25 protein-coding genes are annotated in these 21,730 nt (G+C 70.5%); 7 read left to right on the forward strand and 18 right to left on the reverse strand.

Going from position 1 to position 21,730, the window contains the following annotated elements; genetic code table 11:
• Positions 1-682: 682 nt before the first annotated feature.
• From ACFC51_RS10520 to ACFC51_RS10530, 3 genes are read right to left on the reverse strand one after another with little or no spacing between them, the layout of a single operon-like run.
• Positions 683-1,288, reverse strand: coding sequence for a DNA-3-methyladenine glycosylase (locus ACFC51_RS10520; RefSeq protein ID WP_376375683.1), 606 nt, complete (start codon positions 1,286-1,288; stop codon positions 683-685).
• A complete protein-coding gene (locus tag ACFC51_RS10525; RefSeq protein WP_376375680.1) occupies positions 1,285-1,461 on the reverse strand; it encodes a DNA-3-methyladenine glycosylase in 177 nt (58 codons plus the stop codon). The genes ACFC51_RS10520 and ACFC51_RS10525 overlap by 4 nt, the downstream gene beginning before the upstream one ends.
• A 38-nt stretch (positions 1,462-1,499) precedes the next feature.
• Entirely contained in the window at positions 1,500-1,832 is a 333-nt protein-coding gene (locus ACFC51_RS10530) for a branched-chain amino acid transporter permease (RefSeq protein ID WP_376528639.1), read from the reverse strand.
• A gap of 368 nt (positions 1,833-2,200) precedes the next feature.
• Here ACFC51_RS10530 and ACFC51_RS10535 point away from each other — a divergent pair, with 368 nt between their 5' ends.
• The 3 genes from ACFC51_RS10535 to ACFC51_RS10545 all read left to right on the forward strand — a co-directional run bounded on the left by ACFC51_RS10535 (position 2,201) and on the right by ACFC51_RS10545 (position 4,221).
• Positions 2,201-2,983 (forward strand): sporulation protein, encoded by a 783-nt coding sequence (locus ACFC51_RS10535; protein WP_376375672.1) that lies wholly within the window; start codon positions 2,201-2,203, stop codon positions 2,981-2,983.
• Positions 2,984-3,039: 56 nt separating this feature from the next.
• The gene (locus tag ACFC51_RS10540; RefSeq protein ID WP_376528037.1) at positions 3,040-3,573 is read left to right on the forward strand and encodes a YbhB/YbcL family Raf kinase inhibitor-like protein; all 534 of its coding nucleotides are present in this window, start codon (positions 3,040-3,042) and stop codon (positions 3,571-3,573) included.
• Between the two features lie 141 nt (positions 3,574-3,714).
• A complete protein-coding gene (locus ACFC51_RS10545; RefSeq protein WP_376375666.1) occupies positions 3,715-4,221 on the forward strand; it encodes an HNH endonuclease in 507 nt (168 codons plus the stop codon).
• A 66-nt stretch (positions 4,222-4,287) separates the two neighbouring features.
• Here ACFC51_RS10545 and ACFC51_RS10550 read toward each other — a convergent pair whose 3' ends face one another.
• The 4 genes from ACFC51_RS10550 to ACFC51_RS10565 form a co-directional block, all read right to left on the reverse strand.
• Positions 4,288-5,061 (reverse strand): sulfite exporter TauE/SafE family protein, encoded by a 774-nt coding sequence (locus ACFC51_RS10550; protein ID WP_376375664.1) that lies wholly within the window; start codon positions 5,059-5,061, stop codon positions 4,288-4,290.
• A gap of 78 nt (positions 5,062-5,139) precedes the next feature.
• Positions 5,140-6,069, reverse strand: a complete 930-nt coding sequence (locus ACFC51_RS10555) for an SPFH domain-containing protein (RefSeq protein ID WP_376375661.1) — start codon at positions 6,067-6,069, stop codon at positions 5,140-5,142.
• A gap of 144 nt (positions 6,070-6,213) precedes the next feature.
• Positions 6,214-6,642: an NfeD family protein gene (locus ACFC51_RS10560; protein ID WP_376375658.1), complete on the reverse strand. Its 429-nt coding sequence runs from the start codon at positions 6,640-6,642 to the stop codon at positions 6,214-6,216.
• Positions 6,643-6,707: 65 nt separating this feature from the next.
• A complete protein-coding gene (locus ACFC51_RS10565; protein ID WP_376375655.1) occupies positions 6,708-7,508 on the reverse strand; it encodes an ABC transporter ATP-binding protein in 801 nt (266 codons plus the stop codon).
• A gap of 120 nt (positions 7,509-7,628) precedes the next feature.
• Between ACFC51_RS10565 and ACFC51_RS10570 the strand changes: the two genes are divergently transcribed.
• Positions 7,629-8,408, forward strand: coding sequence for a hypothetical protein (locus ACFC51_RS10570; RefSeq protein ID WP_376528040.1), 780 nt, complete (start codon positions 7,629-7,631; stop codon positions 8,406-8,408).
• Positions 8,409-8,524: 116 nt separating this feature from the next.
• Here the strand turns inward: ACFC51_RS10570 and ACFC51_RS10575 are convergent, their stop codons facing one another.
• From ACFC51_RS10575 to ACFC51_RS10585, 3 genes are all read right to left on the reverse strand, one after another.
• On the reverse strand, positions 8,525-8,782 hold the full coding sequence (locus tag ACFC51_RS10575; RefSeq protein WP_376528043.1) for a chaplin family protein: 258 nt from the start codon (positions 8,780-8,782) through the stop codon (positions 8,525-8,527).
• A gap of 159 nt (positions 8,783-8,941) precedes the next feature.
• A complete protein-coding gene (locus ACFC51_RS10580) occupies positions 8,942-9,586 on the reverse strand; it encodes a response regulator (RefSeq protein WP_376375646.1) in 645 nt (214 codons plus the stop codon).
• Positions 9,579-10,724: a GAF domain-containing sensor histidine kinase gene (locus tag ACFC51_RS10585; RefSeq protein ID WP_376375644.1), complete on the reverse strand. Its 1,146-nt coding sequence runs from the start codon at positions 10,722-10,724 to the stop codon at positions 9,579-9,581. Before ACFC51_RS10585 ends, ACFC51_RS10580 begins: the two co-directional genes overlap by 8 nt.
• A gap of 491 nt (positions 10,725-11,215) precedes the next feature.
• On the opposite strand from ACFC51_RS10585, the gene ACFC51_RS10590 reads away from it, so the two are divergent.
• The gene (locus ACFC51_RS10590; protein ID WP_376375641.1) at positions 11,216-11,944 is read left to right on the forward strand and encodes a transglycosylase SLT domain-containing protein; all 729 of its coding nucleotides are present in this window, start codon (positions 11,216-11,218) and stop codon (positions 11,942-11,944) included.
• Between the two features lie 135 nt (positions 11,945-12,079).
• On the opposite strand, the gene ACFC51_RS10595 is transcribed toward ACFC51_RS10590, so the two are convergent.
• Positions 12,080-14,674 (reverse strand): FHA domain-containing protein, encoded by a 2,595-nt coding sequence (locus tag ACFC51_RS10595; protein ID WP_376375639.1) that lies wholly within the window; start codon positions 14,672-14,674, stop codon positions 12,080-12,082.
• 268 nt (positions 14,675-14,942) lie between these two features.
• On the opposite strand from ACFC51_RS10595, the gene serB reads away from it, so the two are divergent.
• Complete coding sequence (serB, locus tag ACFC51_RS10600; RefSeq protein WP_376375637.1) at positions 14,943-16,199, forward strand: phosphoserine phosphatase SerB; 1,257 nt, start codon at positions 14,943-14,945, stop codon at positions 16,197-16,199.
• Positions 16,200-16,269: 70 nt separating this feature from the next.
• Here serB and ACFC51_RS10605 read toward each other — a convergent pair whose 3' ends face one another.
• From ACFC51_RS10605 to ACFC51_RS10620, 4 genes are all read right to left on the reverse strand, one after another.
• The gene (locus ACFC51_RS10605) at positions 16,270-16,788 is read right to left on the reverse strand and encodes a histidine phosphatase family protein (RefSeq protein WP_376528046.1); all 519 of its coding nucleotides are present in this window, start codon (positions 16,786-16,788) and stop codon (positions 16,270-16,272) included.
• A gap of 99 nt (positions 16,789-16,887) precedes the next feature.
• Positions 16,888-17,094, reverse strand: a complete 207-nt coding sequence (locus tag ACFC51_RS10610) for a hypothetical protein (protein WP_376375631.1) — start codon at positions 17,092-17,094, stop codon at positions 16,888-16,890.
• Between the two features lie 167 nt (positions 17,095-17,261).
• Positions 17,262-17,378, reverse strand: coding sequence for an SGM_5486 family transporter-associated protein (locus ACFC51_RS10615; RefSeq protein ID WP_376375628.1), 117 nt, complete (start codon positions 17,376-17,378; stop codon positions 17,262-17,264).
• A 17-nt stretch (positions 17,379-17,395) separates the two neighbouring features.
• Positions 17,396-18,658, reverse strand: a complete 1,263-nt coding sequence (locus tag ACFC51_RS10620) for a CynX/NimT family MFS transporter (protein WP_376528049.1) — start codon at positions 18,656-18,658, stop codon at positions 17,396-17,398.
• A 128-nt stretch (positions 18,659-18,786) separates the two neighbouring features.
• On the opposite strand from ACFC51_RS10620, the gene ACFC51_RS10625 reads away from it, so the two are divergent.
• Entirely contained in the window at positions 18,787-19,461 is a 675-nt protein-coding gene (locus ACFC51_RS10625; protein ID WP_376375622.1) for a FadR/GntR family transcriptional regulator, read from the forward strand.
• Positions 19,462-19,479: 18 nt separating this feature from the next.
• Here ACFC51_RS10625 and ACFC51_RS10630 read toward each other — a convergent pair whose 3' ends face one another.
• The 3 genes from ACFC51_RS10630 to fabG all read right to left on the reverse strand — a co-directional run bounded on the left by ACFC51_RS10630 (position 19,480) and on the right by fabG (position 21,518).
• On the reverse strand, positions 19,480-19,851 hold the full coding sequence (locus ACFC51_RS10630; protein ID WP_376375620.1) for a hypothetical protein: 372 nt from the start codon (positions 19,849-19,851) through the stop codon (positions 19,480-19,482).
• Between the two features lie 174 nt (positions 19,852-20,025).
• Positions 20,026-20,793, reverse strand: coding sequence for an enoyl-ACP reductase FabI (gene fabI / locus ACFC51_RS10635; RefSeq protein ID WP_376375617.1), 768 nt, complete (start codon positions 20,791-20,793; stop codon positions 20,026-20,028).
• Positions 20,794-20,798: 5 nt separating this feature from the next.
• Positions 20,799-21,518, reverse strand: a complete 720-nt coding sequence (gene fabG / locus ACFC51_RS10640; RefSeq protein ID WP_376375614.1) for a 3-oxoacyl-[acyl-carrier-protein] reductase — start codon at positions 21,516-21,518, stop codon at positions 20,799-20,801.
• Positions 21,519-21,730: the final 212 nt, after the last annotated feature.

The following is a 21,730-nucleotide window of genomic DNA, read 5'->3' on the forward strand; positions in this document are numbered from 1 at the left end:
TGTTTCGCTTTCCAGTTCTTCGCTTTCGCGTTTCCCTTTCCGGCGAGTCCGACTTTACCAGACTCTTTTCCGTTCCGTTTCCGGTCCGAATCTGATATCCAGCGGCCTGCGGAGGGCCTTTGCCTTTCGGCGTGTTCACTACGTTAGTCGATTTCCTCAGCAGCTCATAATCGAGCCGCTTGACGGAATTCCGGCATGCCGAAATTGACCCGCCAGGGGTGAATCGTAGGTAGTGGTTGGCCCTCTCACGATGCTTCGACCCGGTCCGATGGACCGTGTCGCGAACAACTGCATCCGTTCAAGCGGCTCGGACTACATTAGGGAAGCGGCCGGGGCGAGTCAAGTCGCGCGGCGGCGTGGCGCATCGCCTTGTGCGGGCCGGCCGTGACGTCGGCGTCGCACCTGAACCCGCACGGCCGGTACGGGCTGTCGCCGGTGCACGGTCGGCTGCGTACCTGGTGGGGCGGCGGCGGACTGCCGTGGAGGACGGGCAGGGGGCGCACCGTACCCACGATCACGTCGGCACCGTGCAGCTACGGTCGACGTCCGGGTGGGTCGCGGGGCGGTCCCGGGGTGGGCCGGCTCTTTGGCCCGTTCTCTGTCGTCCCGGGCCGAGAATCGCCGCTCCGCACCACGTTCACCCCGTCGACAGGCCGCGAGCGAGGTGCACGGCGGCTCAGGCTCAGGCGGTCGGTCTGGCTCTCGGACTGAGCCGGTAGGCCGAGACCGTCGGATCACCGGCGAGGTAGAACCGGTGCTGCCAGTCGTGAGCCTTGCTCACGCCTACCCGAGGACCGACCTGGATGAGAGCGGCCGCTGCGGGCTCTCCCCCCGACAGCACGACCGAGGGACCCTTCATGAGGTCTGCGCCGTTGTGCTCTCCCGTGATGCCGAGTGCCCGGCAGAAGTTCCCCGGACCTCGGGCGAGCCGGGCGCCCTCGACCCCCTCCCCTCGTCGCTCGCGTGCCAGGTCCTCCCCCTCGACGACCCTGCCCGCGCGGACGAGGACGGCCGAGGCGAGGCCGTCCGTCCCGGTGACGACGTTGGCGCACCAGTGCAGACCGTGGGACCGGTAGACGTACAGGTGTCCCGCGGGTCCGAACATGACCGTGTTGCGAGGCGTCCGGCCCCGGTAGGCGTGGGAAGCCGGGTCGGCTGCACCGGAGTACGCCTCGGTCTCCGTGATGGCGATGCTCACGGTTCCCTCCGGGGTCCTGCAGGTGAGCACGGTCCCGAGCAGCTCGGGGGCGACTTCTTCGGCAGGACGGGCGAGGAGACCGATGTTCATGCCGACCGCCTCGCCAGGCAGTACATGAAGGCGACGTATGCGTGTCCATGTGCTCCGGACATCACGCCGCCGTGGGCGGCCCGGCCGCGGACCGGGTCGGAGCCGGGGTCGGCCTCACCCGCGTACGCGTCCGCTTCCGTCAGGCGCAGCGTTCTGTCCATGCCCTTGTTCATGGCGTCCGAGCGTACTGGGGAGAAGTGCCGCTCCGGAGTCAGCGGGCGAGGACCGTGCTCGCCAGGACGGCGTGTGTCGCGGTGCTGCCGAGGATGCTCAGAAGTACGTGGCGGCGCCACAGGTGCAGGCCGACGGGGACGCCGAGAGCGGCGAGAGTGGCGAGGGCCCGCGGTTCCGTGAGGGGCAGGTCGCGGAGGCAGTGGACCACCAGGATCAGCGTGACGCCGGCGGGCATACGGGTGCTGAGGTACTGCACGGTGGTGCTGGCCCGGAGCGGGGCCGGAGCCGCGAGGGGCAGGGCGCGCAAGGCCCAGGTGACGCCTGCGGTCACAAGGATCGCGGCGACGGCGTAGGAGGAGCCGCCGTAGATGAGGGCGGCGGACAGGCCGGCCCACCACCGGTCCAGCCCCGACTGGACGGCGAGTGCCCCGAAGGCCACTCCCGGCGGACCATCCCCAGGCCCACGGAGGCCGAGTCCTTGCACTACTTCCTCCGGGTCGCCGTGGCCGACCACGCCGCCTACGAGGCCTCCCTCATGGAGAGGCTGAGCGGCCTGCGGGCCCTGCACCGCCTCGAATCGCACCTCACCATGAAGGTGGTCAAGGCCCGGCTGAGCTCCTCTCCTCCCGGACGCGCTTCCGCGACGTGCGTCGCACTGCTCGCTGCCCCCGGGGACGGCCGCCGCGGGAACCGGCTACGGTCGTGGCGCGTATGTACGGGTGGACCAAGGAGGAAAACATGGGCTTCAAGCGACTGCTCGCGAGCATGGGTGCCGGCGGTGCTTCGGTCGAGACCGAACTGACTGAACTCAACGTCGTTCCCGGCGGGGTCGTCCAGGGCGAGGTACGGATCCAGGGCGGGTCCGTGGCCCAGCAGATCGAGGGTCTCTCGGTCGGCCTGCAGGCCCGGGTCGAGGTCGAGGGCGGGGACCAGGAGACCAAGCAGGACATCGAGTTCGCCAAGCTGCGCCTCGGCGGTGCCTTCGAGGTGCAGGCCGGCGCCGTGCACGTCGTGCCGTTCGGCCTGGAGATTCCGTGGGAGACGCCGATCACCATGTTCGCGGGGCAGCAGCTGCGCGGCATGAACATCGGGGTGACGACGGAGCTGGAGATCGCCCGGGCCCTGGACTCCGGTGATCTGGACCCGATCAACGTGCACCCGCTGCCCGCGCAGCAGGCCATCCTCGACGCCTTCGGGCAGCTGGGCTTCGGCTTCCGCAGTGCGGACATGGAGCGCGGGCACATCCGTGCCACCCGTCAGCGTCTGCCGTTCTACCAGGAGATCGAGTTCGTCCCGCCGCAGCAGTACCGGGGGCTGAACCAGGTGGAGCTGACGTTCATCGCGGACGACCGCGAGATGGACGTCGTCCTGGAGATGGACAAGAAGCCGGGTCTCTTCAGCGAGGGCAGCGACTCCTACCGTGCCTTCAAGGTGGGTCTCAACGACTTCCAGGGCACGGACTGGGCCGCGTACCTCAACCAGTGGCTCGCCCAGGTCGGCGGCCAGCGCAACTGGCTCTGAGACCGCCTAGGGTCGGTGGGGTAGAGACCGCACAGCCGATCAGGAGAGGTGCTGACGTGACCGGACCGAAGAGGGCGCCGCTGCCGCACGACTTCCATCCGGAGGTCCCCCCGTTCACCGTGGTGAGCGAGGATCTCGCCCCGGGCGCCGTGCTCGCGGACGCCCAGGTGCTCGATGCGGGGAACACCTCGCCGCAGCTTCGGTGGGAGGGCTTCCCGGCAGGGACGAAGAGTTTCGCCGTGACCTGCTTCGACCCGGACGCCCCGACGGGCAGCGGGTTCTGGCACTGGGTGCTGTTCGACATCCCCGCCTCGGTGACGGAGCTCCCCGCCGGCGCGGGGAGCGGGGCGTTCGAAGGACTGCCCGAGGGTGCCGTCCAGGCCCGCAACGACTACGGGTCGAAGGAGTTCGGGGGTGCCGCACCGCCCGCCGGTGAGAACCACCGCTACGTCTTCACCGTCTACGCGGTGGACACCGAGAAGCTCGGGCCGGACAGTGACGCCTCGCCCGCGGTGGTCGGCTTCAACCTTCGGTTCCACACACTGGGGCGGGGCCAGCTGATCGGGGAGTACACCGCTCCCGCAAGCTGAACGTTCGCCTCCTGTTTGCCCTGCCCTGGTCTTGGAGAGATCAGGGCAGGGCACTTTTTATTGCGTTGTCCATCACGGCTCTCCCGGACAGAGTTGATCCGGGCCCGCCGACTGACGGGCGGCACACGGGAGGTGGGCAGGATGCGGGACACACTTGTACTGAACGCGAGCTTCGAGCCGCTGTCGACTGTGACGCTCAACCGCGCGGTGGTGCTGATCCTCCAGGACAAGGCCGTCGTCGAGCAGTCGCATCCCGGGCTCCGCATGCGTGGTGCCGCCGTCGATCTCCCGGTGCCCCAGGTGATCAGGCTCTGCCGGTACGTGCGGGTGCCGTTCCGAAGACACGCTCCGTGGTCCAGACGCGGTGTGCTCATACGGGACCAGCACCGGTGCGCGTACTGCGGGCGGCGGGCGAGCACCGTGGACCACGTCGTTCCGCGCGCCCAGGGGGGCCAGGACACCTGGCTGAACACCGTGGCCTCGTGCGCGGAGGACAACCACCGCAAGGCCGCCCGGACACCGGAGCAGGCGGGCATGCCCCTGCTGCGCCAGCCGTTCGTCCCTTCGCCGGCGGACGCGATGCTGTTCGCGCTCGGCGCCTCCGACCGGTCGGCGCTGCCGGAGTGGCTGGCGCGCTCGGCGGCGTGACCGCCGCCCACACACATATGCGGAGCCCGTCCCCTCGTCTCCTCGCAGAGGACGGGCTCCCGTCCGTCAGCGCAGCAGCAGTTGGACGATCGCCGCGGTGCCGACGACGACGATGAGCGCACGCAGCAGGCGCGGGCTGAGCCGGCGGCCGACCTTCGCACCTATCTGCCCTCCGATCGCGGAGCCCACCGCGATCAGCACGACGGCGGTCCAGTCGAAGTCGGCGACGAAGAGGAAGAAGAGCGCGGCGACGCTGTTGACGACGGCGGCCAGGACGTTCTTGACGGCGTTGAGGCGCTGCATCGTGTCGTCGAGCAGCATGCCCATGAGGGAGAGGTAGATGATCCCCTGAGCCGCCGTGAAGTAGCCGCCGTAGACGCTGGCGAGCATGAGGCCGACGAAGAGGAGCGGTCCGCCGTCGGCGCGTGCGGGGGTTCCCGTGCGCTCACGCCGGTGCTGGACCGCTCTGCTGATGCGGGGTTGCAGGATGACCAGGACGAGCGCGAGGGCCACCAGGACGGGGACGATCGTCTCGAACGCCGTCGAGGGCAGGGCCAGCAGGAGGGTCGCCCCGGTGAGCCCGCCGATCAGGGCGCCGGCACTCAGTCTGAGGATCCGGCGGCGCTGGCCGGCCAGTTCCTTCCGGTAGCCGATGGCCCCGCTGATCGAACCGGGGATCAGGCCGAGGGCGTTGGACACGGTCGCGGTGACCGGTGGCAGACCGGTCGCGAGCAGGACGGGAAAGGTGATCAACGTCCCTGATCCGACGATGGTGTTGATCGTGCCGGCGCCGATGCCGGCCGCGAAGACCGCGAGAATCTCCCAGATGGACAAGGCCATCTCCTTCGATGGTCAGTGACGCCTCCCCGCCATCAAGGTCGAGGGGCCTCACTGATCATGCACGAAGGGGTTTCCCGGTCATTCGACCGGGGGCTGCTCCCGGCGTTCCGGGCCGGTGTTGAAGCCGGGGGCACCGCTGCCGAGGTTGCCGAACGCGCCGCTGAGGCCCTTGAGGGCGTCACCGATCTCGCTGGGCACGATCCAGAGCTTGTTGGCGTCGCCCTCGGCGATCTTGGGGAGCATCTGGAGGTACTGGTACGAGAGGAGCTTCTGGTCCGGGTCTCCGGCATGGATGGACTCGAAGACCGTACGGATGGCCTGGGCCTCGCCCTCGGCGCGGAGGGCGGACGCCTTGGCCTCACCCTCGGCGCGCAGGATCGCGGACTGCTTCTCGCCCTCGGCGGTGAGGATCGCCGACTGCCTGATGCCCTCGGCGGTGAGGATGGCGGCGCGCTTGTCGCGGTCGGCGCGCATCTGCTTCTCCATCGAGTCCTGGATGGAGGTGGGCGGTTCGATGGCCTTGAGCTCGACGCGGTTGACGCGGATGCCCCACTTGCCGGTGGCCTCGTCGAGGACTCCGCGGAGCGCCGCGTTGATCTCCTCGCGGGAGGTCAGGGTCCGTTCGAGGTCCATGCCGCCGATGATGTTGCGCAGCGTGGTGACGGTGAGCTGCTCGATCGCCTGGATGTAGCTGGCGACTTCGTAGGTGGCGGCGCGGGCGTCGGTCACCTGGTAGTAGATGACGGTGTCGATGTTGACGACGAGGTTGTCCTGGGTGATCACCGGCTGCGGCGGGAAGGGGACGACCTGTTCGCGGAGGTCGATCCTGTTGCGGATCGAGTCGATGAACGGGACGACGATGTTCAGCCCGGCGTTGAGCGTGCGGGTGTAGCGGCCGAAGCGCTCCACGATGGCGGCACTGGCCTGCGGGATGACCTGGATCGTCTTGATCAGGGCGATGAAGACGAGCACCACCAGAATGATCAGGACGATGATGATCGGTTGCATCGTGTGCCTCGTGCCCTTCGGTTGCCGACGGATCGCGGTGATCGAGGTCGAACGGTCATGACGGTCGCGTTCTCACGACGGTCGCATTCTCATGATGATCGACTTCGAGTTTGGCAGACCGGGGCCTGCCGTGTGACCGGTTCGCTACATGACGACGGCCGTTGCACCGTCGATGTCCACGACGTCCACCTGGAGGCCGGGTTCGAAGACCTGGTCGGCGTCGAGTGAGCGTGCGGACCAGACCTCGCCGGCGAGCTTGATGCGCCCGCCGCTGCCGTCCACCCGTTCCAGGACGACGGCCTGACGGCCTTTCAGTGCGTCGATGCCGGTGGCGGATCCGGCCTGGCTCGCCCGGTGCCGGGCCGCGATCGGGCGGACGACCGCGATCAGGGCCACCGATACCAGGACGAAGACCAGGACTTGGGCGACGACGCCCCCGCCGAGGGCCGCGACGACGGCAGCCGCCACCGCTCCGACGGCGAACATCCCGAATTCGGGCATCGCGGTCAGGACGAGGGGAATACCCAGTCCCACCGCGCCGATCAGCCACCACACCCACGCGTCGATGTCCACCTGGTCATCGTAGGACCGCGGATGCCCTCCCCGACAGGGCGCAGGGGAGGTTGGCTGTGGTGCGCCTACTGGCCGAGGGGCAGGCCGCGGGCCGTGTAGCGGTCGCCGTGGTGCTCGACGACGAGGGGGAGGCCGAAGCAGAGGGAGAGGTTCCGGGAGCTGAGCTCGGTCTCCATGGGGCCGGCGGCGAGCACCTTGCCCTGACGGATCATCAGGACGTGGGTGAAGCCGGGCGCGATCTCCTCGACGTGGTGGGTGACCATGACCATGGACGGGGCGTACGGGTCGCGGGCCAGCCTGCCGAGACGGCGGACCAGGTCCTCGCGCCCGCCCAGGTCGAGCCCGGCGGCCGGCTCGTCCAGGAGGAGCAGCTCGGGGTCGGTCATCATGGCGCGGGCGATGAGGGTGCGCTTGCGCTCGCCCTCGGAGAGCGTGCCGAACTTGCGGTCGAGGTAGTCGGTCATGCCGAGGCGGTCGAGGAAGGCGCGGGCGCGCTCCTCGTCGACGGCCTCGTAGTCCTCGTGCCAGGTGGCGGTCATGCCGTACGCGGCGGTGAGCACCGTCTGCAGGACGGTCTGGCGCCTGGGCAGCTTTTCGGCCATGGCCACACCGGCGATGCCGATGCGGGGGCGGAGCTCGAAGACGTCGGTGCCGACTCCGCCGAGCTGCTCGCCGAGGATCTTCGCCGTGCCGGTGCTGGGGAAGAGGTAGCTGGAGGCGATGTTGAGGAGGGTGGTCTTGCCCGCGCCGTTCGGGCCGAGGATGACCCAGCGCTCCCCCTCCTTGACCGACCAGGAGACGTCGTCCACCAGAGCGCGTCCGTCGCGGACCACGGATACGTCCACCAGCTCCAGTACATCGCTCATGGCGCGTTGTCTCCCCATACAGTGTCGAGATCGTCGCGTGCCTGTGGGCACAGCTCCCAGGGAAAACCTACGCCACCCGGGGAGTGCTCAGGTCCTGGGGCCGTTCCCTAGGCTGTTCCCATGCTTTCGGAACCACGCTCAGGGCGGCTCGCCGCATGGGGAAACGCGCTTTTGGCCGGACTTGTGTCGCCGGACGACGCCGCGCTCGCGATCGTCGGCGAGGACGCGGTGCACCGCGTCGAGGGGCTGCCGGGTGAGGCGGGGCCCGTCGGGCTCACGCTGGCGCTCGGCCGGCTGAGGGGGCTGGGGGCGGCCGGCTTCCGGGTGGCGCTGCCGGTTCCCGGCCATCCGCTGGGGCTCAGTGGCCCGCCGGACTTCAACGCCCGCGCTCTCGAGGCGGAGGAGGCGGTGGTCACGTCCGGGGCTCCGTACGGGCTCGTCCCGGAGGTGACCGAGGTGGGGCCCGCCGGGGACCTGCACGTCGAGGTGGTGTGGCGCTGCCTGCCGGTGAGGGAGGCGCCGCCGGCCGACGTGCCGTCGCTGGGTGAGGCGGAGCGGGAGCTGGCCGAGGCGCTGCGGGACGCGACCGCGGTGCTGTCCCGGCTGGACGTCGCCGGCTCGGGGCCGGTCGCGGAGGCCGCGGTGGACGCCTACCGGGCGCGGGCGGAGCGGGGGCGTGAGGTGCTGGCCCCCGGGTATCCGCCCCGGGCGGTCCGGGTGCTGGAGCTGGCCCAGCGGGTGGGGCTGCTGGTGTCGGTGGCCCATGAGACCGGGCACGGGGGTGCGGTGAGCGCTTCCGAGATCGCGGCCCGGGGCGAGGCGCTGCGGCCGGTGGAGCGGGTGGCCCGGCGGGCGCAGGTCGCGGCGTACAACGCGTACGTGGAGGAGCGGGGCCGGTAGCGCGTCGCGTCCCCCTTCCGCCGGGCGGCCTCGGCCGGGCCGTCCCGGCGGGGAGGTGCGGGGCGCCGGTCAGCCGCTCAGCCGTCAGGCGTTCAGGCGTTCAGGCGTTCAGGCGTTCAGGCGTTCAGGCCCAGGTTGCCGAAGGCCGGGTTGAGCAGGCCGATCACGTTGACCGTGTTGCCGACCACATTCACCGGGACGTGCACCGGGACCTGGGCGAGGTTGCCCGAGGCGACGCCCGGGGAACCGACGGCCTGGCCCTGGGCGGCGGCGCCCCCGTGGCCGTGTCCCGTGGCGGAGGCGGCTCCGGCACCGGCGGCGATGAGCCCGCCCGCGATCATGGTGACGGCTGCGGCCTTCTTCAGGTTCTTCACTTCAGGATCCTCCTCGCGTCGCTGCGGCCGACCGCCGCAGCACGCATGGAGAACGCCGCCCCGCCTCTGAGGATGCGCCGTACGGGTGACATCCACCCGACAGTATGAATCTCAGACCGGAAGCGGAACCATCAGCTTGTCCGATCAACGGCGCCCCCGTCAGCCCGCCGCTCCGTTCCGGACCGCCCACAGCGCGGCCTGGGTCCGGTCCGAGAGATCGAGCTTCATCAGGATGTTCGAGACGTGCGTCTTGACCGTCTTCTCCGACAGGACGAGCGCCCGGGCGATCTCACGGTTGGAGCGGCCGTCGGCGATCAGCCCGAGCACTTCGCGCTCCCGCTCGGTCAGGGTGCTCCCCCGCCCCGTGCCGTTGCCCGTGTCGTCCTGGGCCAGGAGCGCCCCGGCGACCTCCGGCTGGAGCAGGACGTGGCCCGCGTGGACCGAGCGGATCGCTCCGGCGAGGGCGTCGGGATCCACGTCCTTGTACACATAGCCCGACGCTCCCGCCCGCAGGGCGGGCACGACCGTGCGCTGCTCGGTGAAGCTGGTGACGATCAGCACCCGGGCCGGGTTCTCCAGCTCCCTGAGCCGGCGCAGCGCCTCGATGCCGTCCGTGCCCGGCATCTTGATGTCCATCAGGACGATGTCGGGCCGCAGCTCCTCCGCCCTGGCGACACCCTCGGCCCCGTCCGACGCCTCCCCGACGACCTCTATGTCGTCCTGGACCTCCAGAAAGGTCCGCAGTCCCCTGCGGACCACCTGGTGGTCGTCGACCAGCAGCACCTTGATGACCTTGTCAGGCACCGGGCACCTCCATCCCGATCGTGGTTCCCATGCCGGGCTCCGAAGTCACGGTGAGCCGGCCCCCGACGCTGTCAGCACGGTGCCGCATGGAGACGAGACCCAGGTGGCGGCCCGCGCTCCGCACCCCATGGGTGTCGAACCCGCGGCCGTCGTCGGCGATCCGCAGCACCGTGGCCGAGGCGTGCCGGCCGAGCGTGACGGTGACCAGCCCGGCGCCCGAGTGGCGCAGGGCGTTGTGCAGGGCCTCCTGGGCGACCCGGAGCATCGCCTCCTCCTGGGCGGCGGGCAGGGCGCGAACCCCGGCGCTCTCGAAGGTGACCCGGGCGCTGTGGGCGCGGTCCAGGACCTGGATCTGGGTGCGGAGCGTGGCCACGAGGCCGTCCTCGTCCAGAGCGGCGGGGCGCAGTTCGACGACGGCGGCACGCAGCTCGTCGACGGCCTCCCCGGCCAGGTCGGCGACCTGCTGGAGCTCTCCCTTGGCCCGGGCCGGGTCGCGGTCGACGAGGGCCGCGGCGGCCTGGGCCGTGAGCCGGAGCGAGAAGAGCTTCTGGCTGACGGCGTCGTGCAGCTCGTGGGCGAGGCGGGAGCGCTCCTCGGCGATCGTGAGCTCACGGCTGCGCTCGTAGAGCCTGGCGTTGGTGAGGGCGATCGCCGCGTGCTGGGCCAGGATCCCGAGGAGTTCCTCGTCCTCCTCCGTGAAACCGCAGCCGCCCGCCGGCCGGGGGCAGCGCTTGTTGGCGAGGAAGAGCGCGCCGATGGTCTCGTCGCCGTCCTGGACGGGCAGCCCCAGGAAGTCGGACATGTCGGGGTGGGCCTCGGGCCATCCCTCGAACCGGGGGTCCTTCCGTACGTCGGCGAGCCGCTGGGGCTTCGCCTCGTGGAGCATCGCCGCGAGGATGCCGTGCTGGCGCGGAAGGGGGCCGATGGCCTTCCACTGTTCGTCGCTGACCCCGTCGACGACGAACTGGGCGAAGCCCCCGTGGTCGTCCGGCACCCCGAGCGCCGCGTACTCGGCGTCGAGCAGTTCGCGGGCCGAGGCGACGATCGTCTTGAGGACGTCCCTCATCTCCAGGTGCCTGCTCATGGCGAGCAGCGCGGCACTCACAGCGGCGAGGCCGGACGGCGGGCGGTGGCTCATGGGCTCACCGTACCGGCGGGGTGACCCCGCCGGATCGGGCTGCGGGCGGCCCCGGCGTACGCCCTCGGACCTAGGCCGCGGGGGCTCGCGCGGGCTGCGGCCGGGCCGGGCGCCGGGTCCCGTCCCCATCGGGGCGGGTTCGGGGGTCCGGGCGCCCGTTTCCTGCCCCCCGAGCGCCCGGAATCCCCTCACACTCTGCATTACAAGAGCAACTATTTGTGAACGCGAAGGGCTCCCCGTGTGAGCCCAGGCATAGGGCCCACGTCACTTACGAAGACGGATAGTCGACTCAAAACGGGCAACTTACGCGGGTTCAAACCGGACAAGCAGGAATGAACAAGACCCCTGTCCACTATCCAGCTTCGTACGTCACACCTTTGCCAGGCCATTTTGCTGGCGCTAAGAATTGGGTTGTCCCCGACGGAGATGCGCCCCGGCGCTTCCGTCCGCGTCCTCGCCGAGGACCCCCTAGTTCGAAGAGGTACGACTGTATGTCCGTGTCCCGCATCTCCAGCCGTAGCCGTCGTCTCAACAAGACGCAGAAGCTCTCCGTCGCGGGGGTCTCGACCCTGGCCGCCGCCGCCGTCGCCTTCTCCCTCGTCCCCAACGACGCCTCGGCCACGACCGAGCCGCAGGCCGCCTCGGCCGCCGCGCCGGTCGCCTACACCGGCTCGCAGGCGAAGACCAACGTCCAGGCCGGCTCCATAGAGCAGAACGCCACGGCCCAGCAGCTGGTCAAGGCCGCCGACGAGGCGAAGGCCAAGGAAGCCGCCGCCAAGAAGAAGGCCGCCAAGAAGGCGGAGGCGAAGGCCAAGGCCGTCGCCGAGGCCAAGGCCGACGCGAAGAAGCGCGCCGCCAAGAAGAAGGCCAGCCGCGCCGCCGACCGCAAGCCGGTCTACGCGAACAACCTGGACGGCTGGATCCGTGAGGCTCTCGCCATCATGGACAAGAAGAACATCCCCGGTACGTACGAGGGCCTGCACCGCAACATCATCCGCGAGTCCAGCGGTAACCCCCGTGCCATCAACAACTGGGACATCAACGCGATCAACGGCATCCCCTCGAAGGGTCTGCTGCAGGTCATCAAGCCGACCTTCGACTTCTACCACGTCAAGGGCACCAAGCACGACCAGTACGACCCGGTCGCCAACATCACCGCCGCCGCCAACTACGCCGCGGACAAGTACGGCTCGATCGACAACGTCGACAGCGCGTACTGAGCCACACACCGAGCAAGGCCTGGCACAGCGGGTCCGGTCCGCAGCGTCGCGTGACCGGCCGGCACATGCCGAAGGGCGGCACCCCACGGGGTTGCCGCCCTCGGGCGTTTCCGGGGCCTGTGCGGGCCCGGCGCGCTACTTGCGCATCACCTCGGGCTCGTGGCGGCGCAGCATCCGCGACACCGCGAAGAAGAGTACGGCGCTCATGACGAGCATCACCGTGATGTTGACCCCCCACTGCCCGGCCGAGTGCTCCCAGAGCGGGTCCAGGTCGGTCGGGTTCTTCGGGTCCCACGGCGGCATGAGGTGGGCGAGGTCCAGCGTGGTGCCCGCCGCGGCCACGGCCCAGCGCGACGGCATCAGCCAGGCGAACTGCTCCAGGCCCGGTGATCCGTAGACCTGGAAGAGCACACCGGTGAAGACGACCTGGACGATGGCGAACATGACGAGCAGCGGCATGGTCTTCTCGGCGGTCTTCACCAGCGCGGAGATCATGAGGCCGAACATCATCGACGCGAAGCCGAGCACGATGATCGACACGCAGACCTCCACGGCGGGGGGCATGAAGAGGCCCTCCTCCGGCAGATCGCGGGTGGAGAAGCCGATGCCGCAGATGATCACGCCCTGGAAGGCCGTGATCACGCCGAGGACGATCACCTTGGACAGCAGGTAGGCGGAACGGGAGAGGCCGGTGGCCCGTTCCCGCTCGTAGATCACCCGCTCCTTGATCAGCTCTCGTACGGAGTTCGCCGCGGCGGCGAAGCACATGCCGACCGCGAGGATCAGCATGATGGTCCCGGCCTTGCCGTTGAAGCGGGAGGGCGGATCGGGCTCCGCCAGTCCGAACTCCGCCGGGATGACGACGCTGACGACGCCGAGCACGGCCGGCAGCAGCACCATCAGGAGCAGGAACCCCTTGTCGGACGCGATCACCGACACGTAGCGGCGCATCAGCGTCCACAGCTGCGCCATCCAGCCCGAGGGCTTCGGCGGGCGGATCTGCTGGGGCGGCGGCATGTGCACGGGCTGCGCGGCGACGGCGTCGATGTCCGCGGCGTACATCTGGTAGTGCTGCGATCCGCGCCAGCGGCCCGCCCAGTCGTAGTCGCGGTAGTTCTCGAACGCGGAGAAGACGTCGGCCCAGCTGGTGTAGCCGAAGAAGTTCAGCGCCTCCTCGGGAGGGCCGAAGTAGGCGACGGATCCGCCCGGCGCCATCACCAGGAGCTTGTCGCAGATGGCCAGCTCGGCCACGGAGTGCGTGACCACCAGGACCGTACGGCCGTCGTCGGCCAGGCCGCGCAGCAGCTGCATGACATCGCGGTCCATGCCCGGGTCGAGGCCCGAGGTCGGCTCGTCCAGGAAGATCAGCGACGGCTTGGTCAGCAGCTCCAGGGCGACCGAGACGCGCTTGCGCTGGCCGCCGGAGAGCGAGGTGATCTTCTTGTCCCGGTGGATGTCGAGCTTGAGCTCGGCGAGGACCTCGTGGATCCGGGCGGTGCGCTCGGCCTCGGTGGTGTCCGCGGGGAAGCGCAGCTTGGCGGCGTACCGCAGAGCCCGGGTGACCGTGAGCTCCTTGTGCAGGATGTCGTCCTGCGGGACCAGCCCGATGCGCTGCCGCAGCTCGGCGAACTGCTTGTACAGGTTCCGGTTGTCGTAGAGGACGTCGCCCTGGTTGGCGGGCCGGTAGCCGGTGAGCGCCTTGAGCAGGGTGGACTTCCCGGAGCCCGACGGGCCGATGACGGCGATCAGCGACTTCTCGGGCACGCCGAACGAGACGTCCTTGAGGATGTCCTTGCCGCCGTCGACCGTCACCGTGAGGTGGCGGGCCGAGAAGGAGACCTCACCGGTGTCGACGAACTCTTCCAGCCGGTCCCCGACCAGCCGGAACGTCGAGTGCCCGACGCCGACGATGTCGTTCGGGCCGATGAGCGCGGAGCCGGACTTGCTGAGCGGCTGGCCGTTGACGTACGTGCCGTTGTGGGACCCGAGGTCACGGATCTCGAAGCGGCCGTCCGGCGTCGCGCGGAATTCGGCGTGGAGGCGCGAGACCTGGAGGTCGGAGACGACCAGCTCGTTCTCGAGCGCACGGCCGATGCGCATGACCCGGCCGAGGTCGAGCTGGTGGAAGGTCGTCGGGCTGCGGTCCCCGTAGACCGGGGGCGCCCCCGCCGGGCCGCCGGGCATACCGGCTCCGGGCGGCGGGCCGGCGTGGCCCTGCTGGTGCGGGACCTGCGGCTGCTGCTGCATCTGCGGCGCCTGCTGCCAGGCCGCCTGCTGCGGGGCGGGACCACCGGGCCAGCCCGCGCCGCCCTGCTGCGGCTGCTGCGCGGGGGCGTGCTGCGGCTGTTGCACCGGCGCCTGTTGCGCGGGAGCCGCAGGGGCCTGCCGGGCATCCGCCGCCTGCCCGCCCGTCGCACCGGCGCCCGCCGCCGCGGCGAGCGTGACCCGCGGTCCGTCGGTGGCGTTGCCCAGGTGGACCGAGGTGCCGGGGGCGATCTCCGTCTGCTGGATACGCCGGCCCTGCACATAGGTGCCGTTGGTGCTGCCGTGGTCCTCGATGGACCAGCCGCGGCCGTTCCAGCTGACCGTGGCGTGCCGCCACGAGACCCTGGCGTCGTCGATCGTGAGGTCGCCCTGCGGATCACGTCCGAGGGTGTACGACCTGGACGGATCGAGCGCCCAGGTCCTTCCATTCAATTCCAGTACGAGTTCCGGCACTCCGCGCCCCACTAGTCGTCCCCCGAGTCGCCCCCGTCGCAGGGAGCCTAGGGATGCTGAACATCGTGGGGAACTATTCCAGGACCGGTCCCGTAACGGAAAGCCGGGCGGCGTGAAGACAGCGCGGAGGCTCCGCTCCCCCTCCCCCGACCCGGGAGGAATCGTCCCGGAGCATCCCATCCGGGCCCCCCGCCCCGGGGCCCGGCGGTCCGGCCCCCTGCTGTCCGCCACTCGGGACGGCTTCGGAGCTCGTCCGGCGGCCCTATACGGTGGGACCACCATGAGCGCATCTCAGCCACCTCGGTCACCCCGGTCCCCCGAGCTCCCCGAGTCCCCTCGGGGTACGGACGCACCCACGCTTCTCGTCAAGATCTTCGGGAAGGACCGTCCGGGCATCACCGCCGGACTCTTCGACACCCTGGCCGCGTACGCCGTCGACGTCGTGGACATCGAGCAGGTCGTCACACGTGGCCGCATCGTCCTGTGCGCCCTCGTGACGTCCCCCGAGCCGGGCGGCACGACCGAGGGCGACCTGCGGGCGACCGTGCACAGCTGGGCCGAGTCGCTCAAGCTGCAGGCCGAGATCATCTCGGGCACGGGCGACAACCGCCCCCGCGGTGACGGCCGTTCCCACGTGACCGTGCTGGGGCACCCGCTGACCGCGGAGTCCACGGCGGCCATAGCGGCCAGGATCACCTCCACCGGCGGCAACATCGACCGGATCTTCCGCCTCGCGAAGTATCCGGTCACCGCCGTCGAGTTCGCGGTCTCCGGGACCGGGACCGAGGAGCTGCGGACCGCGCTGGCGACGGAGGCGGCCGGGATCGGCGTCGACATCGCCGTCGTGTCGGCGGGGCTGAGCCGCCGGGCGCAGCGGCTGGTCGTCATGGACGTGGACTCGACGCTCATCCAGGACGAGGTCATCGAGCTCTTCGCCGCCCACGCCGGGTGCGAGACCGAGGTCGCCGCGGTGACCGAGCAGGCGATGCGGGGCGAGCTCGACTTCGAGCAGTCCCTCCACGCGCGCGTGGCGCTGCTGGCCGGGCTCGACGTGTCGGTGGTGGAGAAGGTGCGGGCGGAGGTCCGGCTGACCCCCGGCGCCCGCACGCTGATCCGGACCCTGAAGCGGCTCGGCTACCAAGTGGGTGTGGTCTCGGGGGGCTTCACCCAGGTCACGGACGACCTGAAGGAGCGCCTCGGGCTCGACTTCGCCTCCGCCAACACGCTGGAGGTCGTCGACGGCCGGCTCACCGGCCGGGTCGTGGGCGACGTCGTGGACCGGGCGGGCAAGGCCCGGCTGCTGCGCAGCTTCGCCGAGCAGGCGGGGGTGCCCCTGGCGCAGACGGTGGCCATCGGCGACGGCGCGAACGACCTGGACATGCTGAACACGGCCGGGCTGGGGGTCGCGTTCAACGCCAAGCCGGTCGTCCGCCAGGCCGCGCACACGGCGGTGAACGTCCCGTTCCTGGACACGGTGCTGTATCTGCTGGGGATCACCCGCGAGGAGGTCGAGGCCGCCGACGGCCTCGTCGACTGACGGTCCGGGCCTCGTACGACGCGGGGGCGCCGGCACACCTCGTGTGCCGGCGCCCCCGCGTGCGTCGTACTCAGTCGTTCGGCGTCCAGTACTCGACGAGCTTGCCCACCCCGTGCTCCAGGGTCTTCCAGGGGCCGGAGAACTCGACGACGGCGTAGGCCGCGGTCGGGAAGCCGTCCCTGGTCATGCGGGCGAGCGTGTCGCCCTCGGCGCTGCCGGAGAGTGCGTCCGCGGCGCCGTGCATGCCGGGGTTGTGGCCGATGACCAGCAGATTCGTCACGTCGTCGGGGGTCTCGCCGAACAGGGCGATCAGCTCACCGAGGGAGGCCTCGTAGAGCCTCTCCTCGTAGACGGTCCTGGGGCGCTGCTCGAACTCGTGGACCGCGAGCTTCCAGGTCTCGCGGGTCCTGGTGGCGGTCGAGCACAGAGCCAGGTCGAAGGCGGTGCCCGCGTCGGCCAGGCGGCGGCCGGCGACCGGCGCGTCCTTCCTGCCGCGTTCCGCCAGGGGCCGCTCGTGGTCGGAGTCCTGCGACCATTCCGCCTTTGCGTGCCTGAGAAAGACGATCCTGCGAGGTGTATCGGCGCTCATACACCTCAGCTTCGCACGAATTGAGCATCCGGGCGCAGGGTGTTGACATGCTCGCCCGCTGGGGGTGAACGTACGGCGCCGGAGTGTGTGCGGGGCCGGTCAGGCGGGCATCAGACCGAGAATGCGCCCGAGCAGCCGGCCGACCGCGGGGTCGCCCGCCGCGGCGTGTGCCTGGCCGGGTTCCACGATCAGCAGGAGGAGCGCGGCGAACGCGAGGGCGGGCAGCGCGACGGCCCACCACGGCAGCCGGACATCGACGCTGTCCGGAGCCGGGCGGTGGGTCCGGGTCTGTGTACGGGCCGACATGTCCGCCTCCGTGGGTCCTCGGCTGTCGTCACCGAGAACCTACGGGCCTGGCGGCGGCGGTCCCATCCGGTGGCCCACCCACTCGACCCTGAACCTGGCCCCCTAGGGGACAGGGGGGTTGTCCCCACCCCCGCCGCCCGCTTCCGCGCCGGACCGGCCGTGCGGGGTCAGGGCGAGGCGATCGTGGCGATCACGCCGATGACTGCGGAGATGAGGAGCATCGTCCCGAAGACGAGGAGGAGCTTCCTCTGGCCGTTCGGAGGATTCGGTTCGAGCACTGGCATGCGCACAGTCTCGCATCTCAGCACTCGTCCTCGATCGTCCGGTCCCTCCCGGCGAGCATTCCCGCGATCGTCTGCGGCACGAGGAGGCCCGCCATGAGGGCGAGCGGCAGGCCCCAGCCGCCGCTGTGCTGGTAGAGCACCCCGACCAGCAGCGGGCCGGGGATCGAGAGCAGGTAGCCCGTCGACTGTGCGAAGGCGGAGAGCCTGACCACTCCGGCGCCGGTCCGCGAGCGCATCCCGATCATGGTGAGGGCGAGCGGGAAGGCGCAGTTGGCGATGCCCAGCAGCAGCGCCCAGAGCCAGGCGCCGCCGGCCGGGGCCAGGTACAGCCCCGCGTAGCCGAGGAGACCGCACCCGCTGAGGGCCAGGACGATCGGGCCCTGGGTGCGCAGCCGGGACGCGACCCGGGGGATGACGAAGGCGAGGGGGACGCCCATGGCCATGGTGACGGCGAGCAGGACGCCGGCGGTGCCCGCCGGGATCCCGGCGTCGCGGAAGATCTGGGGCATCCAGCCCATCGTGATGTACGCGGCCGTGGCCTGGAGGCCGAAGAAGCAGGCGAGCGCCCAGGAGGTACGGCTCCGGGTGATCCGGAGGGCAGGAGCGGCGGGGGCGCCGGTGGCGGGCCCCGACGTGGCGCCGCGGTCCTTCACGAACGGGAGCCAGGGCAGGACCGCGACGACGGCCAGCGCCGCCCAGACGGCGAGCCCGGTCTTCCAGCTGCCGCCCAGCGCGTCGGTCAGGGGCACGGTGAGGGCGGCCGCGAGGGCGGTGCCGAGGGCCAGCGCCATGGAGTAGAGGCCCGTCACGGTGCCGACCCGGTCGGGGAACCAGCGCTTGACGATGACGGGCATCAGGACGTTGCTGACCGCGATGCCCATCAGGGCGAGGGCGCTGGCTGCGAGGAACCCGGCCGTGCCGCCGACGAAGGGGCGCAGCAGCAGCCCGGCTGCGATGGCCACCATCCCGGCGCAGACGACGGCGCCGGGGCCGAACCGGCGGGCCAGCCGCGGCGCCATGAAACCGAAGACCGCGAAGCAGAGCGGCGGCACTGAGGTGAGGACACCGGCGACGCTGCCGCTCATGTGCAGCCCGTCCCTGACCTCCTCCAGGAGGGGGCCGAGGCTGGTGATGGCGGGCCGGAGGTTGAGCGCGGCGAGAACCAGGCCGAGGGTGACGATCCGCAGCACCCAGGGCGAAGGGCCGGGCTCGGCCGTGCCGTGCACGGGAGCGGTGGGGGCGGCGGGAGGACTCAGGGTCGGGGTCTCGTCGTGACGCATGGGACCCATCATAGAATCATGGGATGATTGACTGTCCACTCACGTCCTCCCCCTGAGACAATCGGGGAGACGTCCGACGGGCCCGCACCTCCCGGACCACCCCTTCCGGAACACGAGCAAGGAGCACCATGGCGCTGACGTCCACGCGGCGTTCGGCTCTCGCCGACCAGGTGATTGCCCAGCTGAGGAACCAGATCACCGCGGGCGAGTGGCCGGTCGGCTCGCGGATCCCCACCGAGCCCGAGCTGGTCGAGCAGCTGGGGGTCGCCCGCAACACGGTGCGCGAGGCCGTGCGCGCCCTGGCGCACAACGGGCTGCTGGACATCCGCCAGGGCTCCGGTACGTATGTGGTGGCGACCAGCGAGCTGGCCGGGGTGATGCACCGCCGTTTCGCGGACGCCGACCCCCGCCACGTCGCCGAGCTCCGCTCCACCCTGGAGTCCTCCGCGGCCAGGCTCGCCGCACTGCGGCGGACGGACCGCGATCTGCGGCAGCTGGACACGCTGATGGCACGGCGAGAGGCCGTGTGGGCCTCCGGGGACGCGGAGGGCTTCGTGGCCGCCGACGCGACCCTGCACCTCGCCGTGGTCGCGGCGTCGCACAACGACGTGCTGACCGAGCTCTACGCCGACCTGAACGACCTGCTCCGCGACTACCTGCGGGACGACGTCGGCCCGGAGCTGGGGCCCGACGGGCTCATGGACCACTCCCGGCTCGTCGAGGCGATCCGGGCGGGCGACGCCGAGACGGCCGCCGCCGAGGCCGCGGCCCACGCGCTGAACTGTCTGCGGGAGCAGGTCTAGGGCGGTCCGGCGGTGTGTTCAGGAGGCCACCGAGTGGCTGACCCAGGCCGAGCCGACCTCTTTCCAGCATCGGTCCTCCAGCCTGACCGTGCGGCCCGGCTGCACCGCGACCGCCTCGGCGTCGGCATCGACGTCCCACCAGCGCGCGCACTCGGTGTGGAGCCGGACGAGATCGGTCGTGGGATACGGATTGTGGCAGTAGGCAACGACCCGGGAGCCCTCGACCGACGTACGGCATTCGGCTCCCGAGGGCTCCGGTTCCGGCGCGAGGGGCGCTGCCGCCCCGTTCCCCGCCCGGTTGGCCGCACTCACGGCCACGGGGGCCAGGAGCCCGGCGACGACAGCCGCCGCTGCGAGCAGGGCCCAGGTTCGGCGACGTGTGGAGCGCACGGCGTTCTCCTCCCCACAGCCTGACCAAAAGTCCGGTTCCACCACATTCTGCGGGGGAACCGCCATCTTTTCGACTCGAGAGCCGGCAGGCCGGGCGGGGCACGGCGGACACGTGCGACGGCCGCGCACCACCCGCTCCTGCGGTGGTACGCGGCCGTCGTACAACTGTGCGGGTCAGGCGCCCATCATGTGCACGCCGCCGTCGACGTGGATGATCTCGCCCGTCGTCTTCGGGAAGAAGTCCGAGAGCAGCGCGACCACACCGCGGCCGGCCGGCTCGGGGTCGGCCATGTCCCACTCCAGCGGGGAGCGGTGGTTCCAGACGTCGGCGAGCTCACCGAAGCCCGGGATGGACTTCGCGGCCATGGAGCCGAGCGGTCCGGCCGAGATCAGGTTGCAGCGGATGCTGTCCTTGCCCAGGTCGCGGGCGAGGTACCGGGAGGTCGCCTCCAGCGCGGCCTTGGCCGGGCCCATCCAGTCGTACTGCGGCCAGGCGAACTGCGCGTCGAAGGTGAGGCCGACGATCGAGCCGCCGTCGTTCATCAGGGGCTTGCAGGCCATGGCGAGCGACTTCAGGGAGAACGCCGAGACGTGCATCGCGGTGGCGACCGACTCGAACGGGGTGTTCAGGAAGTTGCCGCCGAGCGCGTCCTGCGGCGCGAAGCCGATGGAGTGGACGACGCCGTCCAGCGAGCCGAGCTCGTCCTTGACCAGGCCGGCCAGCCGGTCCAGGTGCTCCGCGTCGGTGACGTCGAGCTCGAGCACCTTGACGGGCTTCGGGAGCTTCCTGGCGATCCGCTCGGTCAGCGTCGGACGGGGAAAGGCCGTCAGGATGACCTCGGCGCCCTGCTCCTGGGCCACCTTCGCGGTGTGAAAGGCGATGGACGACTCCATCAGCACGCCCGTGATGAGGATGCGCTTGCCGTCGAGAATTCCGCTCATGGTGATCAGTGACCCATGCCCAATCCGCCGTCAACGGGGATGACGGCTCCAGTGATGTACGACGCGTCGTCGGACGCGAGGAAGCGCACCGCGGCGGCGATCTCGGCGGGCTGCGCGTAGCGGCCGAGCGGCACCTGCGACACGATGCCCTTGCGCTGCTCGTCGGTGAGCGCCTGGGTCATGTCGGTGTCGACGAACCCGGGTGCGACGACGTTGAACGTGATGTTCCGCGAGCCGAGCTCACGGGCCAGCGACCGGGCGAAACCGACCAGGCCCGCCTTGGACGCCGCGTAGTTCGCCTGTCCGGCCGAGCCGAGGAGGCCGACCACGGAGGAGATCAGGACGACACGGCCCTTCTTGGCGCGCAGCATCGCGCGGTTGGCCCGCTTGACGACGCGGAAGGTGCCGGTGAGGTTGGTGTCGAGCACGGACGTGAAGTCGTCCTCGGACATCCGCATCAGCAACTGGTCCTTGGTGATACCGGCGTTGGCGACCAGTACCTCCACGGGACCGTGCTTCTCCTCGATCTCCTTGTAGGCCTGCTCCACCTGCTCGGTGTCGGTGATGTCGCACCGGACCGCGAGAACGCCGGCCTCGGTGAGCGCCTGCGGCGGCTCTCCCGAGCGGTAGGTGACGGCGACCTTGTCGCCGTTGTCGGCGAAGGCGCGGGCGATGGCGAGGCCGATGCCCCGGTTTCCTCCGGTGACGAGAACCGAGCGGCTCAACGGATCACCCTTTCCTTGGCGGTCTGGTACATCGAAAACCTATCGGTACCACTGCTCATCCAGGGAATCGGCCTCTGACAGCGCCGCCGGGCCGCGTATGTCGGATCCCTACAGAAAGGCGCGCGCGGGCCCACGGCAGCGCAAAACCCGAGCACGGGGGTGCCGTGACCCCCCATGATTCACTGCGGAGACATGTTCAGAGGTGGAGAAGG

The organism is Streptomyces sp. NPDC055962 (genome assembly GCF_042270185.1).
Lineage (GTDB): Bacteria > Actinomycetota > Actinomycetes > Streptomycetales > Streptomycetaceae > Streptomyces.